Source organism: Collinsella sp. LCP19S3_B6, from assembly GCF_052121815.1.
In the GTDB taxonomy this organism is placed as follows: domain Bacteria; phylum Actinomycetota; class Coriobacteriia; order Coriobacteriales; family Coriobacteriaceae; genus Collinsella.
In genome coordinates this window covers 57,293-75,817 of the sequence record NZ_JBQKDN010000007.1, presented here as the reverse complement: position 1 = coordinate 75,817, position 18,525 = coordinate 57,293, and the positions used below count along the sequence as shown (strand labels likewise).

Sequence of the window (18,525 nt, the reverse complement as noted above, 5' to 3'; positions counted from 1 at the left end):
GCCAGCAATAACCGCAAAGGATAGATAGGGCTTTAAGGATGGATGCAGGAAAAGCAACGATAAGCGGCGTGTTCAACGGATCGCGCCTGCTCGAAATACCTTTTTACCAAAGGGCGTACGTCTGGGGAGAAGAGCAATGGGAGCGTTTCCTCGGCGACATGGAGTTCGTCACGGCCTCGAAGCGGCCCTATTTCCTGGGCTCCATCATCCTGAAGCAGGCCTCCTCCGGCAACACCTGGTCCGAGGTCTCCGAGGTTCGCACCGTCATCGACGGCCAGCAGCGACTCACGACCATGGTCATCTTCTTCAAGGCACTCTGTGCAAAAAACGGCACCAACAATTTGTTTGAGCGAGATTTCGTCCTGGAGACCGGCGATGTCGCCTTGCGGCACGGCAAGTACGACCGGCAGGATTTCGAAAAGGTCGTCAGCGCCACGGGCTGCGAACCCCTCGAGGGCTCCTCGGCCATCGTCCTTGCCTACAACTACTTCCTCAAGAATATCGACCCGGAGAAGGTCGACAGGAACACGATCAAGTCGAACGTCCAGTTCGTCTGCATCGATCTTACCGAGGGCGAGGACGAGCAGCAGATATTCGACACCATCAACTCGCTCGGGGTGCGCCTGACGACGGCGGAGCTCCTTAAGAACTACTTCTTCAACCGCGAGAACGAGCAGGCGTTCAAGGAGTGCTGGGAAGACGTCTTCGAGCCCACGGCTGAGAAGAGGGAGTATTGGGAGCAGGAGATCGTTACCGGGCGCATCAAGCGCACGCTCGTCGACCTCTTCTTCGACGCGTTCCTCCAGATTCTGGTCCAGGACAAGAGGCGTGGCGTCACGACCGAGGACAAGCTCTTCTATTCGCGTACTTCGAACCTCTTCCAGTCCTACAAGGATTTCATCGGCAGGTACTGCAACGGCGACAAGGTCGAGATTCTCGACAACATGAAGGCGTATGCCGAGGCGTTCGAGTCCACGTTCGACCCTGGCTACTGCAACGCGGACATCCCCTCCGCTTCCGGCGTCGAGCGCCTGAACGTGCTGATATTCGGCCTCAAGAACTCGACGCTCATCCCGTACGTGCTCTACGTTCGAAAGAACGCGGAGTCTTCGAGCGAGGAATCTAAGATCTACGCCCTGCTTGAGAGCTACATCGTCCGCCGAATGCTGGTTCAGGCGACCACGAAGAACTACAACAGGCTGTTCACCTCGCTGATCTTGAACGAGGTGAAGGACGCGGAGGCGCTGAGGAAGGCTCTCGAAGCCAATGACGAGGCGACGACGTACATGCCCGGCGACGCCGAGGTTCGAGCGGCATTCGAGGAATCGTGTCTGTACAACCTCCAGTCCAAGGGCGTCCTCTATCTGCTGGAAAGCGCCATTCGTCCGGGCATGAGCAGCACGGCCCTGCTCGGGTTCAACCAGTACACCCTCGAGCACATGATGCCCAAGAAGTGGCGCAACAAATGGGGAGCCCTCGACGATGAGGCTGCCACGCGAAGGGACCGGAAGCTCCTCACGCTCGGCAACCTCGCCATCATCACGCATTCGCTCAACGCCTCCATCCGCGATGCCGATTGGCCCACCAAGAAGCAGGGAAAGGGATACAAGGACGGCCTTGCCCTCTGCGCCGCCGGCCTTGCGACCATGGCCGGCGCCCTAGAGAAGGAGTCTTGGAACGAGGGCGATATCGCCGATCGCGCCGAATGGCTTGCGGACAAGGCGTTGGAGGTCTGGCGCTAGGCCCTACCTGCGTCCCATCTCGAAGATGCTTGCGGTGTCGGAACCCGCATCGATGACGGATGGAACCGGCTCTTCCAAAAACGTAGTTCGTGGCGATGTCTCTTCCGTCGGCGCGTCAAGAGGCTCGCCGAGCGCTAGGAAGAACCTCATCACGTGCTCAATTCTCTGTTGCAGGGACTCGCTCAGCTCGCCGTAGGAGGCCGCCAGCCGCACCTCCTTGGCCAATTCCGCCATCGAGTCCCTCAGTGCCTTCTGCACGCTCACGGAGGGCCTCACCTCGACCTGGGTATCGGTGAGCTTGGCGATGATGTAGTCCTGCCTGTTCATGCCGCTCCAGGCTGCCATCTCGCATATGAGCTTGCGCTCCTCGGGCGTGCAGCGGAACGCCATCGTCTTGCTGCGCTTGCGGGCGCTGTTCTCGCACGGCATCCTTCTTACCCCCTCGCCCCGTCGAGCGCGGCGGCCATCTCGTCCTGCTTCGTGGGGAACAGGTGCGCGTAGCGGTAGGTGATGTCCACCGCCTCGTGGCCCATGCGCTCGGCGATGGCCAGCGCGGAGAAGCCCATCTCTATCAGCAGGCTCACATGGCTGTGGCGTATGTCGTGTATGCGGATGCGCTTCACGCCCGACGCCTTGCACCCGCGCTCCATCTCGTGGGCCAGGAAGTGCTTGGTCACGGCGAACAGGCGCTCGTCGGGGGCGACGTCGTCGCGCATCTCGATGAAGTCCGCCATCTCGTCGCGCAGGAAGGCGGGCATGACGATCGTGCGCACGGACTTGGGCGTCTTGGGGTCGGTCACGGTGTCAACGCCGTTGAGGCTCTGGTACGACTTGTTGATGCGCAGCCGCGAGCTCTCCAGCATGAAGTCGGACGGCGTGAGCGCCAGGAGCTCGCCGCAGCGTATGCCCGTCCAGTAAAGCAGCTCGAAGGCGTGGAATGAGAGAGGCTTGTCCATGACGGCCTCGCTGAACCTCAGGTACTCGTCCTTGGTCCAGAACTGCATCTCGCCGCCCTTCTTCGAGCCTATCTTGTCGACCCTGCGCACCGGGTTGTCGCTGAGGCCGTAGTAGCGCTCGGCGTGGTTGAAGATGGCGTTGAGCTGGTTGTTCACTGTGCGCAGGTACGTCGGTGCCCAGGGCTTCCCGTCGGCGTCCCGGTGCTCGGTGAGCTCGTTTTGCCACCTGATGACGTCGATCGGCCTCACGTCGCACATGCGCATGTCCCCGAAGAACGGCACGAGCTTGTCGTTGATGATGTACTCCTTGGTGATCCACGTGTGCTCGCGTATGCGCGGCTTCACCTCGGAGGCGTACACCTCGACGAACTCGGAGAACGTCATGTCCATGGCCCCGCCGTTAAGGCTCTTGAACTGGCTCTCCCACACTGCGGCCTCCACCTCGGAGGAGAAGCCGCGCTTCGTCTTGTGGCGCTTCGAGCCGCGGGCGTCGCGGTAGTAGCACTGCACGTAGAACGTGCCGTTGCCGTCGTCCTTGTACACGGGCATGTCAGTCCACCTCCGGGAAGTACAGGGCGTCGAAGACGTCGCTTCGAACGCGCCCGCGGATGACCACGCGCCCGCGCGCCTCCTGCTCGGCGTTTATCTTCCTGATCACCTCGTAGGCGCTGCCTTTCTTGATCCTCAGCAGCTCCGCGACCTCGTCGGCGTCCAGCATGTGCGGCCTCGGCGTCTTCGCCACCTTCTCGTCCATGGCTCCTCCAATCAATGGCGTACGGATACGTACGGTTCACAGATTCAGAGTAAACGTACATATCTGTACTGTCAATAGAATTGCGTACATTTGCGTACGCTGATAAGATGTGCTGGTACGTAATTCCAGGAGGAGGGCTCATGTCCGTAGGCGAGAACATAAGGCGGTACCGCAAGTCGCGCGGCATGACGCAGGCGCAGCTCGCCGAGGCGGTCGGCCTGACCGAGGGGGCCGTGCGCCACTACGAGAGCGGCATCCGCGCCGTGAAGCCCGAGCTGCTCGAGTCCATCTCCGCGGCGCTCGGCGTGTCCGTCAACGCCCTCAAGGATTACGGCGTCGAGACTGCGGGCGACCTCATGTCGCTGCTCGTGCGGCTCGAGGACTCCTTCGGCATCGTGCCCGCAGCCGACGGCACGGGCCTCTCCCTGAACCCCAAGGCGCCGCACGCGCCCAAAGCCGCGATGGCGATCGAACTGTGGGCAGAGAAGCGCGCGCAGCTCGAAAACGGCAAGATCGACGCCGACGAATACGAGGACTGGAAAGCCTCGCTGTAGCGGCTCTCCGCATTTCGCGATCAACGCAACCGAATCAGGACGGTGGACCAGGCGGCGAGCGCCGCTCGGGCCTGCGTAAGCTGAGTTTTTACTCCCCATTGCATGCCAAGGCATTTCCGGCGCACCTGGGGAGTAAATGACGCGGTGGCTTACACGGCGGCACGCGGCAGTACGCCGCGGCATTTCCCCTGGTTACTCCCGTTTTCATTGAGGCGGCGAGATTCTTTACTCCCCATTAACCACCTGGGAAAACGCTGTGAGAAGACCGCCGAAAAGCCTATTGAGTTCGATTTGAGTTTCACAGGCCCCGAAACGGCCCCGTTTGGCTCTCGGAGACAAAAATCGCGCGTCTACTCACTTGGGATGAATCCTTACTCCCGTTCCTCCGAATGCCGCACCGTGCCTTGCCGTCTTGAAACACGGGGGAGTAAATTGCGAAATCGCAGGTGAAAGGGAGTAAAACGACAAAGAAAAAGCCTCCGTCCCAACGCGGGAACGGAGGCTCGGTTATCGTATTTACTCACCAACATCGCTGGCGGCTTTGCCATGACTCTCGTACGAAACGAAACTCAGCGGCACAGTGCGGCACTCAAAAATGCAGGTCAGAACCCTATCAGCCTACTCCCACTCTTTCACGCTCGTTTGCCGTGGCGTCATTCCAGTCAACTCCAGTTGAGTCGTCAGCTTTGACTGTCATGCCGCCGAATCCCGCCGCATGTCTTCGCGTAGGCGTTTGGGACAAAACCTGGGACAAATCCGCGAACTATTTCGAAACCGCGCGCCCGCAGTTTCATTTTTGTCCCAGGGACAAAAACGGGCAGGTTTTGAGGCTCTGAATCGACCGAAATGAACGCCAAAACGGCTGATTCTCTTCTTTGCTGCCTGTTTAGCGAAGTGAATCGTAGCCAGCGGCTTTATCGTCTTGCTTTTCCGCAGGTCAGATGGGATACGCGGGAGCGATGACTGAAAGAATTGTCGCAGGCGGCTTCTTTTTCGACCTCTTGCACAGCCTCATGCCCAGCGAGCGCGGCGAACTCGGTAGGACAAACTGCTACTTGTAGAAGAAGGAGCCCGCACTCAAGGTAATATAAACCCTGAGCGCGGGCATATTGCCGCGGCAAGACCAAACCGGGTTTACCGTTTCAACAATCGATCTAAATCAACTTCTTCAACGGCTGAAAGAAATCTTGAATTCCAGTCTTCCGTGAAGTCCATTAGATTGCGTATAAGGTCATCGGGTGTGGCCGCATTGTCAATGAGATTCTCATAGAGGACTTCGATGCCGCCACGGGCGTAGGCGTCATATATCTTCATGCCTTCCGCTGCGAGATCGTCCGTTGCCCTGAAGGCTCGTCTAATCCTCTCGTTAAGGTCTGGTTCGCTACCTTTGTCTATGATCATCAGCATTTCATAGCTAAACAGGAGACGATCATGGTGATTGGACAAAGCGCCTTCCATGATGTTCTTTGTCGATTCATTGCCGTCTTTTTCTGCCGAGCGTTGATAGAGATAACCGATCAACGGAGCAACCTCATAGATTTCGACAACAGAATTGAACAGGTACTTTACCCGCTCAATCTCCGGCAGCTCAACATCTTTGGCTTTTTCAGAAGCTGGCGTTAGGGCCTCGAGATATTGTCCATGCTTACCGTAAAACCTAACCTGCGATCTAAATAGGTCCGCCATGGTCACTCCTTAACAACAGAGTCATAGTCATGGAGACGTTCAATGCTGTAACGGCGTCCAATCCTGTCCTTCATATGTTCTTCTGCGAGCTCGCCGTCAGTGTCCTTGATGATGATAATCACCTGTTCAGCAACGGATGGCAGAAGGTTGCAAATAGTCCCAATTCGAGTTTTATCAAAGTCGGAAAGAGGAGCGTCCATAACAAGCGGATATGTATCCCCCTTGAGCAGATCATCTTCTTCCTTAGACTGAGATTTGGCTATGTCCAAAATGCCGAGAATGAAGGCAAGAATGATTGCCAGGGTCTGGCCAGAAGAGGTCTTCCACGTCTCGCCGCTTGTGTCGACATCGTCAACGGTTACTGCAACACCATAGTTGTCGTCCAAACTGAGATGAAGCTCTCCTTCATACATCGCAGTAAAGAATTTGTTGACAGTATCTCTCAGCTGCGCCCTTGTCGAAGCCTCATGCGTTTTGTAATACGCATTGAGATAATCGTAAATATAGTCAACGTAGCTAAGGCAAAGCATAATTTCTTGGTTCTTTGCATTCTTTACGCTATATGCCTTGATTTCGGACTGCAACCTTTCACGTTCGTTTTTCGCATTCGCAATTGCCCTGCGGGCAGTAGCAACTCGCCCAGCAGCTTTGCTGCGATCCGCCTCGGCATTCCGAAGATTTTTCCTCAGGATGCCGATATCAACGTTGTTGAGGCCCTCGAGAAACGCAACGGCTTTTTCAACCGCCTGTTCAGCGGTCTTTACCGAGTTGCAGGCTGCGCAATACTTTCTATACGCCTCAGCCAAATCATCAATAAAGTTGAAACTGCCCTCGGTTCTCACTCGGCAATCTTTATCAAACTCTGCGATATACGTGCCTAGGTCCTTTGGCGGCACGTAATCGAGTAGCTCATAAAGATGCTTTGCGACATCGCTTCCCGCTTCAAACTTGGTCCCACAAATACATTCACCCCGCTCGAGAATAAAGCGAATGGTCTTGTCGTCAACGCTGGGAACACCCTTGCTAATCTTGTCCTCGTCAGCGAGCTCTTCTTGCGCGTCGAGAATTGGTCTCTGCGTAAAGAATCGATATTGACAATCGCGGAACAGTCTAAAGAGCTCATTTCTTCTTGCGGTGACGGCAATGTTTGCCTGCTTGAGAAGCGCCTGCGTCTTTTCAACGTCCTTCTGCGCCTTTTCGCTTTCTTCATTTTCTCTGAGCAATCGTTGACATTCCGCGACGTTCTCCTTCGCCACGTCCTCATCAACTTCCGCCAGCTCCAGGTCGTTACTTTCTCTCTCGATAGTTTTACCAAGAGTCTCAATTCGCTTCTTTTTTTCTTCAAGGTCAGCGTTTCCCGCAACATCAAGCTGCCTATTAAACCATCTGTCAACTGACAGACGATTGCCCGGCGCCTTTAGATGATCAAGCGCGGAAGCGATAGGCTGAAGTCCGAGAATAGTTTTTACAGCATCCGCAAAGTCGCTGCTCTTTCCTTGTTCGATTTCTTTGCGCATGTTTTTGACGTGTTCGCCATCGAAGAAGAAGTAGTGCGAAAGCTGGTTAGAAAGGAGCCTGTTGATGGTTGATCCGCGGTCGCCTGCGGCAACTTGCCTCGTTTCTCCATTCTCCTTATAGAGGATAGAGAACTCATGCTGCGCAGGCTTGTCCAACCTTCCATTGTCTTTGCGAGAATACTTCTGACGGCGAGACACGGAGTAAGTCTTATCGTCCTTTTCAATTTCAATCTCAACCGAAGCATAACGGCATGCTCCGGGAGCGATATGGTCTCGGACGAAGGCGTTGATGACTTGATTGGTCTCTTTCGGAGCTTTGCCATATAGGCACCATTCGAAAGCTTGGGCAAGTGATGTCTTCCCAGCACCGTTGTTTCCCATTATCAAAGTAACGTTATGATCTTTGTCAGTAGAGAACTCTATACGTTGCTTCCCCTGAAAAGGAAGGAAGTTCTCAACCGTAATGGTCTTTATAAGCATTTGATTTCATCCTTGATTTGCTTGCCGATCTTTTGAATCATCGCAGAATCGTCGTACCTAGCAGTCTTGTCGTTATCATCTTCGAGATCAACGATCCAGTTAATGAGTCGGTTTGCCTTTTTCTGATCAACGTTGTCAGGCAACCGCACGTCCCCGAGGGCTGTCATGTGCTACTCAACCTCCTTCTCGGCTTCAAAAGCCGAAATGCCATCTACGCCAAAGAAGCCTTCCTCAATTGCATCGAGGATTTGGCTAACCTGAGCACGGTTTTCTGCCAAATCAGCAAATTCCCTTGCTCGAACTAATTCGTTGTACGCTAGCCGCCTCTCACCACTTACATCCTCATCGGGCAAAACCGCCGCGTCTTCAGCGGGGCGCGACAATGTGATGAAGTCGTAAATCTCCGCACGCCTCTTGAGTCCTAGCTTGTCCTTGCGAAGCAAGCGTCCTCGTCTCTGCACGTACTCGCGGGGATTAGTCGTACTCGCAAGAATGAAAGCGGTTTTGATCATGGGGATGTTGACACCTTCATCCAGACACTTGATAGCAATCAGCGCCTGAAGGTCGGCGTTTGAGAACATCGTCTTGATCTCCTCGCGCTCGGAGCTGTTTTCGCGCGACGTAAACTGCCTAACGCGCATGCCGAGCTCGTCGCCGAGGATGTGTGTCACGGCGTCAATCTGCCGCAGCTCGTAATCATCGACACCAGGAACTTCACCCGCATCGACCTCGACCTTCGTTGCACCGCAATATACAAGCATATAGTCGTCTTGCGCATAAGGCGCAATCTCTCGCTTTAACGCAGGAAGCTTTTGATGCGCCGCAGCAACAAGCCTTGCTCGCTTGAGAACAAGCTGTTTGCCACGTTCGCTGAGCTTCTTTTTGCCATTCTTGCTGACTATGGCTTTCGCAATCTGCCGCGAAAGCTGCGCATACTCCCGAAGCTCATCGGGTTCCAGGTAAACAATGACCGGGTGATAGCGGTATGGAGTGAGGCAAGGCGTCTCCTCGCCACGTCCATAGATTGCCTCCTCCAGCGTGTATTCGATACAGCGCGGGCCGAAGTAAGAAAACAACGCCGCAGTGCCCTCGTCATCGCCGTAGCGCTCAATCGTTGCCGAGAGCGCAAGCCTGAAATTGAAATCTGGTCTTAGAAGCGAACGAAGGTACTCCGCGCCAAAGTTATGAGCCTCATCAACGACAAGGAGCTTCGGCTTTTTGATCTTGTCTATCAGCTTCTGCACACGTGAGGTGGAGTACGTTCCATTGGTGCACACAAAGCAAAGGAACTCGGAGCCCTTTACGCCATACTTCTGATCGCGAATTGCAGAATCGAGGCGCTTCTCCCAGTCCCTTTGCGGCGAAGAGCTGTAGCCGATGATGGGTTCGATATTGAAGGCGACGATGTCCTCAACCCATTGATCTACAAGGTGCTGATAGGGACAGACAATTACAACAGCAAGCTCATCGTGGAGAAGCTCAGAAAGACGGCAGATGGAAGCGAGGCCGGTAAACGTCTTTCCTGTGCCGGTAGCCATGTCGTAAACGCCACGGAAGTTGTTACTTTCCCACGCTTCAATTGCTTCGTTCTGATAGCCGCGCAGCGTAACGCTTTTTGGAATGCGAGGGCGATTCGGAACCATTTCCTCTTTCGCCATCGATGCATTATCTGCAGCGTCGTCAGACACCCCCACGCTAAGATCGTCGAGGTCGATACCGTCCCTAACTTTATATCTTTTGATAATGGCTTCGGAAACCTGGGGGAACTCACAAACCCTAATGCCTGGCTCCGTATCGTGCCACATGGCCGAAAACGCTGCTTGCTTTGTGCGCACACGTTCTGCGTCTTCGGACCAGGAAGTGAACACATCGAACGCCTCGTAATTGCGATAAAAGGCGTTCGCGGTTTCATTCATCGAACCCGAAAAGGCAACGACATTATCAAAGGAGTCGTAAATTAGCCCCAGCTTCTCATGAAACATGCCGATATCGGTAGTGGAGTCTAGGAGTGCGATTTTGATGGTCATGACGCCTGCTGCAATCAAATTCGAAAGGAGATTGAGCCTAGCCTCCTCAAAAGCGCCCTTTGGTGCATCGAGTTCGCGCAGGAGAGAGTCGACAATGATGTCGTCGCGCCTCTCTAGACCGTCCTTAATTGCAGTGAGGTCTTCCTCGGTAAGCCTAGGCGAGGCAACGACCTCGATGCGACCGTTGTTTTCAAGAAGGCCCCTAATTCCTTCGGTCATGCTAATTAAAGCAGATGAGGAAAAGAAACCTACGGCACGCTGATATAGACAAGCCTGAGAAAGCAAAGGCGTGTAGAACTCGCGAACTACGTCGTGAAGCAACGAGCGATATTCATTATTGATTTTGAGGTCGCGAAAACTCACCCCAGCACCTCCGTCCGACAATTTATCCATTATAAGGCGGCTTATGGGTTTGTCGGACAATAAGTGGCTTATCCACTGGGGATAAGTTCGGCAGATGGTTTAGTTTTTATCAATGGGCGGCTATTTTATTCTGCGATGGCGTCCAACGCTCGTTCCAGCGCATCGAACTCGGGGTCGCCGGTCAAAGCGCTCACACTGAAGCGAATTGTTCCAGCGGGTAGAGTGCCGAGAAAACGATGGGCGTATGGGGCGCATTGAATGCCGGAGCGCACAGCAACCCCGCATCGGCCAAGGACCATTTCCCCTTCATCCGGTGAGTACCCGTCAAACAGAGCAGACACAACGCCTATCCTCTCGCATTCCATGCCTTCACCGATGAGAGAGCAAGACTCGGCGGCCCTCAGGCACTCCAAAAGCCTGTCCCGATTCTCCATTTCGATTTTGCGAATCGCTTCCAATCCCTGCTCGAGCAGCCAATCTGTGGACGCCTTAAGCCCCGCGATTGCATACGTGTTTTGGCTTCCGATCTCTTCCATCTGGACGATATTCTCAGGGAGCCGCTGCTCGACCGAGTTGATGCCATTCCCGCCAAAAAAAACGGGCCTGAGCTTGGCTCCGCGCTTGCAAATAAAGCCTCCGATGCCGAATGGACCGTATAAGGTCTTATGGCCCGCAAAGACTGCGAAATCAAACAGATCGCTGGAGAGCTGAAGCGGGAGCAAGCCAGCAGTCTGGCTCATATCGATAACGGTCGTTGCGCCATAGGCTTTAGCCATTCGCGCGATAGTTTCCACGGGAACGACCGCGCCGCATACGTTGCTAGCGTGAGTCATCACAACGAGCCTCGGCGCCTTGGCAGTAAAGGCTTCCTCGATTTCCTCGTATCGAGGCATAAACGTTTCGGCATCGAAGGGCAGCACTTCGATCTTTATGCCAGCCGTTTCGGCCAAATGGAATAAAGGCCTGGTTACAGCGTTGTGCTCAAAGGGCGTGCAGTAAACAACGTCGTCTTTGGCGAGATTCAAGCCAAGGAGAATGCGGTTTAGGGCATCGGTCGCCGAAGCCGTGAAAATGACCTCGTCTGCAGGACAACCATAGAGCTTCTTCAGATTGCTCTTTGCTGCTTTGGCGATTTCGCCGGCAGCGACGGCCAGAGCGTTGCCGCCCCTGCCGATATTGCCGCCGGAATTGCGATAAAAAGAGTCGGCATAGTCATAGACGACGCTCGGCTTTGGGAAGGTGGTCGCCGCATTATCGAAATTAGCTGTTTCTGGCATAGCTAGCAAAGCCTCCTCAGAACATCGAAAACGACTTGTCTCTTTTCCTCGGGGGAAAGAGCGCCGCCCATCTCATCCAAGCACGCAAGAAGCCCGGTCTTAAGAAGCTTGGCGCGCCGGGACGGGATAACGACCGGGAACGTTTTTTCCCTAAGCACGCCGCCCTCGTCGGCAAACCTGATGCTCAGACAGGCGGATTCGTCTTCAGTCGTTCCCGCTTCATCGACGGTTGATTCGACCTCGGTTTTCATACCTTGAACGATTCGGAGGAAGTCATCAAACCTTTCGTCATTCCAGTCGTCGATGCGAAGCGCGGTCGCCGCCTTGGCAATTCTGTTGATAGTCACGAAGTCGTCGCCCGTTGAAGTAGCCACAGCTTGAAGGACTTGATTGTTGATACCCGAATAGACGCTCGTTTGCACAGCCGGATGGGCGTCAACCCAATCCCTCAAAACGGATGAAAGACTTGCGTCCTGATGCGCATCGGGGCCGAACAACGCCATCAAAGCGTGCGCCAGCCCCTCGACGCAGTCGCGCAGATATCCATCGCACTCGTCCTTCTCGTTTTTGAGCGCGTAAATTAAGGCGTCCGAATCGCAAGGCTCTCCGAATATCGAGGGAATTTCCTCGAACAGCAGCTTGTCGGTGTCGCAATCTATTTTCTTTATCGCCTTAAAGAAACGCTTCCTTACCCTCGAGATGGGCTCCGTCCCGCCATGGGAGCGATCAATATTGGCGTTACGGGTCATCTGAGGAAGGGCCACATACCAGAGGCGCATGGCATCGACAACGTCTGCTCGCGTAGCCCTATCGGACTTGCATCCGAAAACCCCTGCGACCTTCTTCACGTAGGCCTCCATCTCGGGGGACCAGTTGAGTCTTGTCAGGCGGTAATCGCTTGGATTCTTCGCGATGTCGTCGAAGAGGGCCTCGTTAATGGGCCGCTCTTCGCCATTAAAGGTTATCTTGACCTGCTCCCTGTAGCCCCTGAGAACGTAGGCAAGGTAGAGAGGGATCGGGCCCATTCGCAAGCCGATGCCGAGATCGCGCCCCATCAGTTTATCGTAGAGCTCTGAAAAGGGCGTGTTGTCTGCAGTTTCTATAAAGTCCTTGATGGTATCGATGACCGCTTCAATGCCTGCCTCTGGAACGCCGGGTTCGTCAATTGCTTTCGCGATATCCTTGATGAGTCCAGTCTTCTCGAATGCGCTCCTCGCCATGGACGTCTCCTGGCCATTGCCCACGAAGCCCAGGTTTTGGGCAAGCGTAGGCGCACACAAGGCCTTGAGAATCTTGGTTCGGCTGCTGAAGGCCGTTCCCGTTAGATCGTTTTTGTTGAGGGACTCGCTGGTTATTCTCGGCGTTGAGCCGAAGACTTCGTCGCAAAGCAGAGACAGCTCTTCGGAGAGCTTCCGCTTGCGCGTAACGACCTTCTTCTGACTCCCGTTGACGTAATAGAGGGATTGCCTCAGCTCTGGCTGAAAGAAACCGGCAATATAGCCGTTGACGATTTCCGAGCAGTCCTCGATGACTATCTCGTATTCGTCAGCAAGCGCTGCATCGTCGGCTGCCTCCTCCTTCAACTGCCTTGCAGCCTCAAGCCGGTAAAGCGCCTCTTCGATCCTCGTGAACGACCTCGGTACAACCGCAACGGTCAGCTTTTCACGCGAAAGCTCATTCTTGGCAAGGTCCTTCAGCTCAACGAGCTCATCCGGCGTCGAACAGTAGACTCCGACAACTTGACCATCCGCCACCCAATCGTTGCCGGTGTCGAGGATATGATCGGGCCTCACCTCTTGCTCGCACCATTTCTTTAGCGAGGATGCGCCAACGAATCCGCACTCAAAGAACCTGACCATGCCTTTGTCTTCGTTGTATCGAGACGGGTACAGGGCCATATTTCCGATTTCTCGGTTAAGCGCCGCTTCGCAGGTCATCATGCTGCGGAGCGAGCCAGCTCGATTGGAAACCTCTGCATCCACATGAACGCCAGTGGTTTCCTTGAGTTTAAGATATGCGTTGCTGCGCCTCAGGTAGACGATTGAGTCTCCTTCGACAAGGCGCGTAATGGCCTCATCGACCTCTTTTGCTCCCAATCCGCAGTCGCAAAAGAGGTCGAGGAGGGTCTCCTTGGTTGGCTCCACTCGATCGTATTGCGCGACCGCGTCGATTGCGGCAACGGTTTTAATGATGCGCGCCTCGAGGGAGACGGGTTCGACGCGCGAAAGGGATGCGCGTGCAAGCTCGTAAACCCTATGGAGGGGGCTTGTGTACATTTCCTTGCGAAGGAGGGGCTCGAAGTAGTCGTAAATGCAGTCGGGAGTAACGAACTCTGCCGATTCCGCCAGAACCGCCGACATGGTTTTGTCGCCTTCGGCGCACAGGAAGGTGAACAGGGTTCTCTCGTTCTGGGCAACTTTCTCAGACAGCTTCGGGAGCAAGAACGCCGTCAACGGATGCAACGGGTAGCAACCACGCACAACGACATCGGACATATTGCCCGCGAAAAGTCCATTATGAACGTAGCGTCCCTCGATTCGCGATAGAAGCGCTTCATGATCGCAGCGCCAACGGCTCCACTTCGTGGAATCCTTGATGATCGCCGAAGACATGAGCTCGTAGGACTGGTTCTCGTCGTCGGACATTTCGATTTCTTCAAAGCGACCGGACACGCCGCGCCACCCATCGACCTTCTCTTTGGGCAGGTCGGCGTCAATGTAGTTCGAGATGCTTTTGTGGCTAATAAGCAGAAGATGTAGCTGCTTTTCTGCGCCGCTCCTGTTGCATGCCTCGGCAAAGTCCTGAAGAAGCCTCGTGTCTTCAACGGTGGCTCGTCCTATGCTCGTCTCTAGATACTTGCTGAATTCGTCGTAAACGACATAAAGACCGCTAACGCCGCGCTCGGCAAGACCGGAGAGCACCTGCTCGTATACGGAAAGCACGTCTGCTCCGTCGAGCACATCAAACGTGCTACCCGAGGTCAAGCTCGGGTAAGCGGCAACGAACTCTTCATACGTATCGGTTTCAAGGGCACGCAGTTTTGCGACAGTGGTGCCGTAGGTCGAGCCCGTAAGCTCTTCATATCGTTTCAGCGTGCTCGGATAATCGCGACGCCATCTGTCAAGTACTCTAATTGCGCCGTCGTAATTCGTCGAAGGCATAAGATCGGTGGAATCGCAAAGCTTCAGGGCATTTCTGAGCGCGAAAAGAAGCGAGTGGCGAAGATCGGACGTGCTTCCCGAAATAACGACGGGAAGCAAGCGCTGGCCATCTCGAACGAATCTGTCGAAGGTCTCCGCAAAACCGCTGTTCCTGCGTCTATATGCGTTTGTGATTCTCTGAAATGCTCCGGGGTCTTTGCACCACATCGCCATCAGCGCTGCGAGCACGACATGGGACTTGCCCTTGCCGTAGGCGCCGACGAGCAGCTTTGCCCGCTGATTAGAGGGGGCAATTACATCGCCCAAGATGCGCTCAAGGTAGCGACAAACGGAATCGGTGGGAATGAGACCCTCGATTTTTTCTTTGGAGCCGAAATCGAATTCGATGTTTATCGATGTTTGAAAGTCCTTGTTGGGGACGACCATATCTTTTAGGTTCACGGGAGCGCTCCTAACCAATAATCTCGTAATAGCGCTCGAGGCAAGCGGTTGCAGTTATGCCTGGCTCATTGAGACGAACGACGTCGAGGCCAGCAGTGCGATTTATACGGACATAGCCTTCGCCCTCAAGTTCGTAAAGCTTGCCAAGAAGCGCCACGGCGTCAAGGTTGAAAACCCTTCCGGGCGAGCACGGCGCATCGAGCAAGTCAGCGAGCCTTATCTCTCGTCCGAGAGGGCTGTCCATGCGTTCTTGGAAATCCACCATCGCGCAGATGCAATAGAGCACCAGCAGCGCAGGAAGCATGGCGGGATTAGCGCTCGTTTTGCGAAAGCTTCTTGCGCTGCGGCTCTCGATACTCACAAGACCGAGTTCGCCGAGGGGACAATCGATAACGCTCTCAGGCGAGCCGCCCTTCTTGCCGGCATAGCCGTGCGCGACGTAAGTGTTGATGATGCAGTTGAAATCGTCCTCGAGCGACTTAAGGGACACATCCTTCTTGTCGTTGTAGGTAAAGATATAGCGCTCAAGGGCACGAGTGAAATCCTTTCGCGTAAAAACGCTCATACCGAACTCATTGAAGAAAAAGTACCAGGAAGCGGCGTCCTCTAGAGCGGATGCGAGGTTGCAGTGAAGCGCCCAAAGCGTACCGATCTCTTCCGTGTACGGGTCGTTTTCATAGATAAGTTTGCCTAGAGGTGTAAGAACGTGCTCGCGATTGCGAGATCCCTTCCTGTAGTCCACAAGGCCAAGCGTCTGCATCCAATAGCGCAGCGCCACGACCTGGTTCGAGCCCAAACCTAGCTCGTCCATCGCGGCCTTGCTGTTGCTCGGCATAAGAAGTGCAGCATTATCGGGATTCGCTATTGTGCGGAGGCCTTTTCCGAGCCATCCTTTGCGCACGGCAAAAGACTGGTGTGCCTTGAACTTCATCTGCATGACGTTACTCTTCCTTGGTTCTGAGGTACTTGCGCATGAGGCAACCGCCCTCAAGATACTTATCGGTTACGCACTGTCGACAGTGCACGCACTTCTGCGGGTCAATTCGGTAGCCGTCCGACGTAATGCTGATCGCGCCGAAACGACACAGGCCTTCGCATTTGAGGCACTGCCTGCAAGCATTGAACTTAACGACCTGATACTTCGCCATGCGCAGCAACGTCTCGGCATCAGAGGCCTTCAGAACGCGCACTTTCGCGGCGTACTCGTAGCCAGGTTGCGCGAAAGGCATAACGGAGATAAGCGGCTCCCTCGTGCGGTGGTCGACGATGACCTTCTCGTCGAGTAGCGGACGGCCGAGGCCAGGCGCATAATCGCCTATGGGCGTCATCAGGCCCACCAATTCGTCTGAGTAGGGCCTCTCAAGCGAGAAGATGGTCGCGCTGTCGTCAGTGGCGCAGTGGCTCGCCTCAACAAGAACAGAGCTTGCAGCGGCAAGGCCGTTGCCCCCTTGGCGCGCTTTCCACTTACCCGTGTCGACGTATACCTCCGGGTCCGGTTTACCGATGCGGCGCGCGAAATCAACTAGGAAGCTGCGCCATTTAGCCGCAGCTTCTGGCATGTAGATTTGAGACAGGAATTGGGCTCGCGCGTTGTTGTTCGGACAGCACCAGCAGCCCACGCGCTCATAACCGAGACGGTAGGCATCGTTGAAATCGATTTTTTCACCAAGTATGTACAACCAAACGTCAAGGTCATTCCAATAGAAAATTGGTGCCGCAACCGTCTGCCGCTGAATCTTGACGGATTCGGCGCTGTCCTCAATGCGATTGTACTTGCTGCGCGAGACCGACTCTCCCTTGCGAATGCCGTAGAAGGTCAAGATGGGCTCATCGCCGAAAAGCCCTTTGAATGCTCGCGAAATCGGCCCCGTTTTGAACATCGAACAACACCACCGCATCATTCGTGCCGGCGGACCGATGACCTCGGCCATATCGTAAAAATCCTGTTCGTAGTTACGCGCAGTCTTGAAAATCGCCAAAGGATGGCTGGCGCGAAAGCGCTTTGCATACTCGGTAGTGCTAGGAAACTCGAGCGTAGTATCGCCGAATATATGGACAAGATAAGGGTCACTCAAGGCGCGAACAGCAATATCGGCGGTTACGGTCGAATCCTTGCCGCCCGAAAAAGAGACAACGAGGTTTTCCTCGGGATAATCCTTGGAGGCGTCGACGACGAAAGAGCACGCCTCGCGCACGATGGCGTCAAGATGTGCACGGTTCGCTTCAACGAAAACATCGACGTAGCGATCGAATGCATCGTAGCTATTCTCCTTGGCATATTCGTCGATCTGCGACCTGACCTCGATTGGGTTAGAGGAAAGGAATTCGGCAACCGTAATGTTCGTTGCCTTGCCATTGACGTAATACTTGCTTCCCGAAGCCCACACGGATTCATGGATATACGCAAGGGGTTTTCCCGTCATTACCTCAAAAAGCAGCCTTTCCTCAGGAAAGACGGGGCGCATATCTGCACAAAGATACTTTGCCTCGTGCCCGCAAATCGGGCATTCGATTTTCCGGTCCCCCGGGATGTGAATCAACGGGATGTTGCAGCTGCCGCACCAATAAACGACATGAGGGGCTTCTTCGATTGTCTCTCTGCCGCATTCAGGGCATGTACCGCTATCGGTAAAGCGGTTGCATTTTGTGCAGTACATTGCCCCTCCTTTTAAATATTCAGCCCATTGGATGCTGACATCCAATGGGCTGAAGTGTAGCAGACAATCAAGAAAATCAGAAGGAGCTCACGCTAAACGGCAGAAAGAATAATCGCAACAGCTTATCAAAGCAGCGAAGAAAATCAAGGACCTTATTCAGTGCTGTCTATCGCTCAGTGCTTTGCTGACGCAGAACTTGTAAGGGCACGTGTATTGCGCCACTCATCTACCACCTCATCACGCAATCGTCTCTTTCAGTAGGCTGCGTCCCAACGGATGGGTACCATTTACCCGGGTGCACCTGGGGCAACGGGCCGGCAGGCCCGCGCAAGGTCGCTCGCATAACACACAACATCAAACACGACAGAAGAGGCGAACGACAGATGCCGGACCCCGGACGACAGCACCGCGGAAGAGAAGCATTCCAACCACAACCGAACGAACATCGCTCCTAGGCAGGCGCCCGCATGGGCGCCTTTTACTTTTCAGGGACTTAGCTGAGAGCTAAGCCACGCGGCTCATGGCCGTTTCGTGGAGGCCCGACCAGCTCGACCCACCTCGACCCGTCTCCGTTCCCGTCATGCGCGCGATGCGCCAGCAGGCGGTTCAATCGTCGCGCAGACGAAAAGGGACACTGTGCCGCGCGGTGTGCCCGCACGGTGCCGCACGGGAAGATTGGAGGAACCATGGCACGCACAGCCGAATGCGCCGCGCCCGAGAACAACCAGGGCCGCGACGAATGGATGACGGTGATCGAGATGCAGCAGTACATGAGGGCGAGCCGAAACAAGGCGTACGACCTCATCTGGTCGGGAGAGATCGACTCGTACAGGCTCGGCAGGAAGCTCCTGGTTTCGAGGGCGTCAGTGGACGCCTACATCGAGTCAAGGAGCGGCAGGAAATGACGGCG

General features: G+C 54.9%; 14 protein-coding genes. 3 read left to right on the top strand and 11 right to left on the bottom strand.

Annotation, left to right across the window (positions count from 1 at the left end; all coding sequences use genetic code 11):
- Positions 1 to 38: 38 nt before the first annotated feature.
- Positions 39 to 1,742 (top strand): DUF262 domain-containing protein, encoded by a 1,704-nt coding sequence (locus ACTQWD_RS04105; protein WP_441559326.1) that lies wholly within the window; start codon positions 39 to 41, stop codon positions 1,740 to 1,742.
- Between the two features lie 3 nt (positions 1,743 to 1,745).
- Here ACTQWD_RS04105 and ACTQWD_RS04100 read toward each other — a convergent pair whose 3' ends face one another.
- The 3 genes from ACTQWD_RS04100 to ACTQWD_RS04090 are packed head-to-tail and all read right to left on the bottom strand — an operon-like array spanning position 1,746 to position 3,452.
- Positions 1,746 to 2,171, bottom strand: coding sequence for a plasmid mobilization protein (locus ACTQWD_RS04100; RefSeq protein ID WP_022349659.1), 426 nt, complete (start codon positions 2,169 to 2,171; stop codon positions 1,746 to 1,748).
- A 5-nt stretch (positions 2,172 to 2,176) separates the two neighbouring features.
- The gene (locus ACTQWD_RS04095; RefSeq protein WP_022349660.1) at positions 2,177 to 3,247 is read right to left on the bottom strand and encodes a site-specific integrase; all 1,071 of its coding nucleotides are present in this window, start codon (positions 3,245 to 3,247) and stop codon (positions 2,177 to 2,179) included.
- Position 3,248: 1 nt separating this feature from the next.
- A complete protein-coding gene (locus ACTQWD_RS04090) occupies positions 3,249 to 3,452 on the bottom strand; it encodes a hypothetical protein (protein WP_006681531.1) in 204 nt (67 codons plus the stop codon).
- Between the two features lie 140 nt (positions 3,453 to 3,592).
- On the opposite strand from ACTQWD_RS04090, the gene ACTQWD_RS04085 reads away from it, so the two are divergent.
- Positions 3,593 to 4,006, top strand: a complete 414-nt coding sequence (locus ACTQWD_RS04085) for a helix-turn-helix domain-containing protein (RefSeq protein WP_022349661.1) — start codon at positions 3,593 to 3,595, stop codon at positions 4,004 to 4,006.
- 1,134 nt (positions 4,007 to 5,140) lie between these two features.
- Here the strand turns inward: ACTQWD_RS04085 and ACTQWD_RS04080 are convergent.
- The 8 genes from ACTQWD_RS04080 to ACTQWD_RS04045 all read right to left on the bottom strand — a co-directional run bounded on the left by ACTQWD_RS04080 (position 5,141) and on the right by ACTQWD_RS04045 (position 17,615).
- On the bottom strand, positions 5,141 to 5,692 hold the full coding sequence (locus ACTQWD_RS04080) for a hypothetical protein (RefSeq protein ID WP_114551990.1): 552 nt from the start codon (positions 5,690 to 5,692) through the stop codon (positions 5,141 to 5,143).
- A gap of 2 nt (positions 5,693 to 5,694) precedes the next feature.
- Complete coding sequence (locus ACTQWD_RS04075) at positions 5,695 to 7,689, bottom strand: AAA family ATPase (RefSeq protein ID WP_227110356.1); 1,995 nt, start codon at positions 7,687 to 7,689, stop codon at positions 5,695 to 5,697.
- Entirely contained in the window at positions 7,680 to 7,856 is a 177-nt protein-coding gene (locus tag ACTQWD_RS04070) for a hypothetical protein (RefSeq protein ID WP_181872959.1), read from the bottom strand. Before ACTQWD_RS04070 ends, ACTQWD_RS04075 begins: the two co-directional genes overlap by 10 nt.
- Positions 7,857 to 7,859: 3 nt before the next feature.
- Positions 7,860 to 10,079, bottom strand: a complete 2,220-nt coding sequence (locus ACTQWD_RS04065) for a DEAD/DEAH box helicase family protein (protein ID WP_441559325.1) — start codon at positions 10,077 to 10,079, stop codon at positions 7,860 to 7,862.
- Positions 10,080 to 10,204: 125 nt separating this feature from the next.
- Positions 10,205 to 11,356 carry an aminotransferase class V-fold PLP-dependent enzyme gene (locus ACTQWD_RS04060; RefSeq protein ID WP_441559324.1) on the bottom strand — a complete coding sequence of 384 codons (1,152 nt, stop codon included), beginning with the start codon at positions 11,354 to 11,356 and terminating at the stop codon, positions 10,205 to 10,207.
- Between the two features lie 2 nt (positions 11,357 to 11,358).
- A complete protein-coding gene (locus tag ACTQWD_RS04055) occupies positions 11,359 to 14,958 on the bottom strand; it encodes a hypothetical protein (protein ID WP_441559323.1) in 3,600 nt (1,199 codons plus the stop codon).
- A gap of 10 nt (positions 14,959 to 14,968) precedes the next feature.
- A complete protein-coding gene (locus tag ACTQWD_RS04050) occupies positions 14,969 to 15,895 on the bottom strand; it encodes a DUF4007 family protein (protein WP_441559322.1) in 927 nt (308 codons plus the stop codon).
- 4 nt (positions 15,896 to 15,899) lie between these two features.
- The gene (locus ACTQWD_RS04045; RefSeq protein ID WP_441559321.1) at positions 15,900 to 17,615 is read right to left on the bottom strand and encodes a phosphoadenosine phosphosulfate reductase domain-containing protein; all 1,716 of its coding nucleotides are present in this window, start codon (positions 17,613 to 17,615) and stop codon (positions 15,900 to 15,902) included.
- 686 nt (positions 17,616 to 18,301) lie between these two features.
- On the opposite strand from ACTQWD_RS04045, the gene ACTQWD_RS04040 reads away from it, so the two are divergent.
- A complete protein-coding gene (locus ACTQWD_RS04040) occupies positions 18,302 to 18,520 on the top strand; it encodes a helix-turn-helix domain-containing protein (RefSeq protein WP_073293326.1) in 219 nt (72 codons plus the stop codon).
- Positions 18,521 to 18,525: the final 5 nt, after the last annotated feature.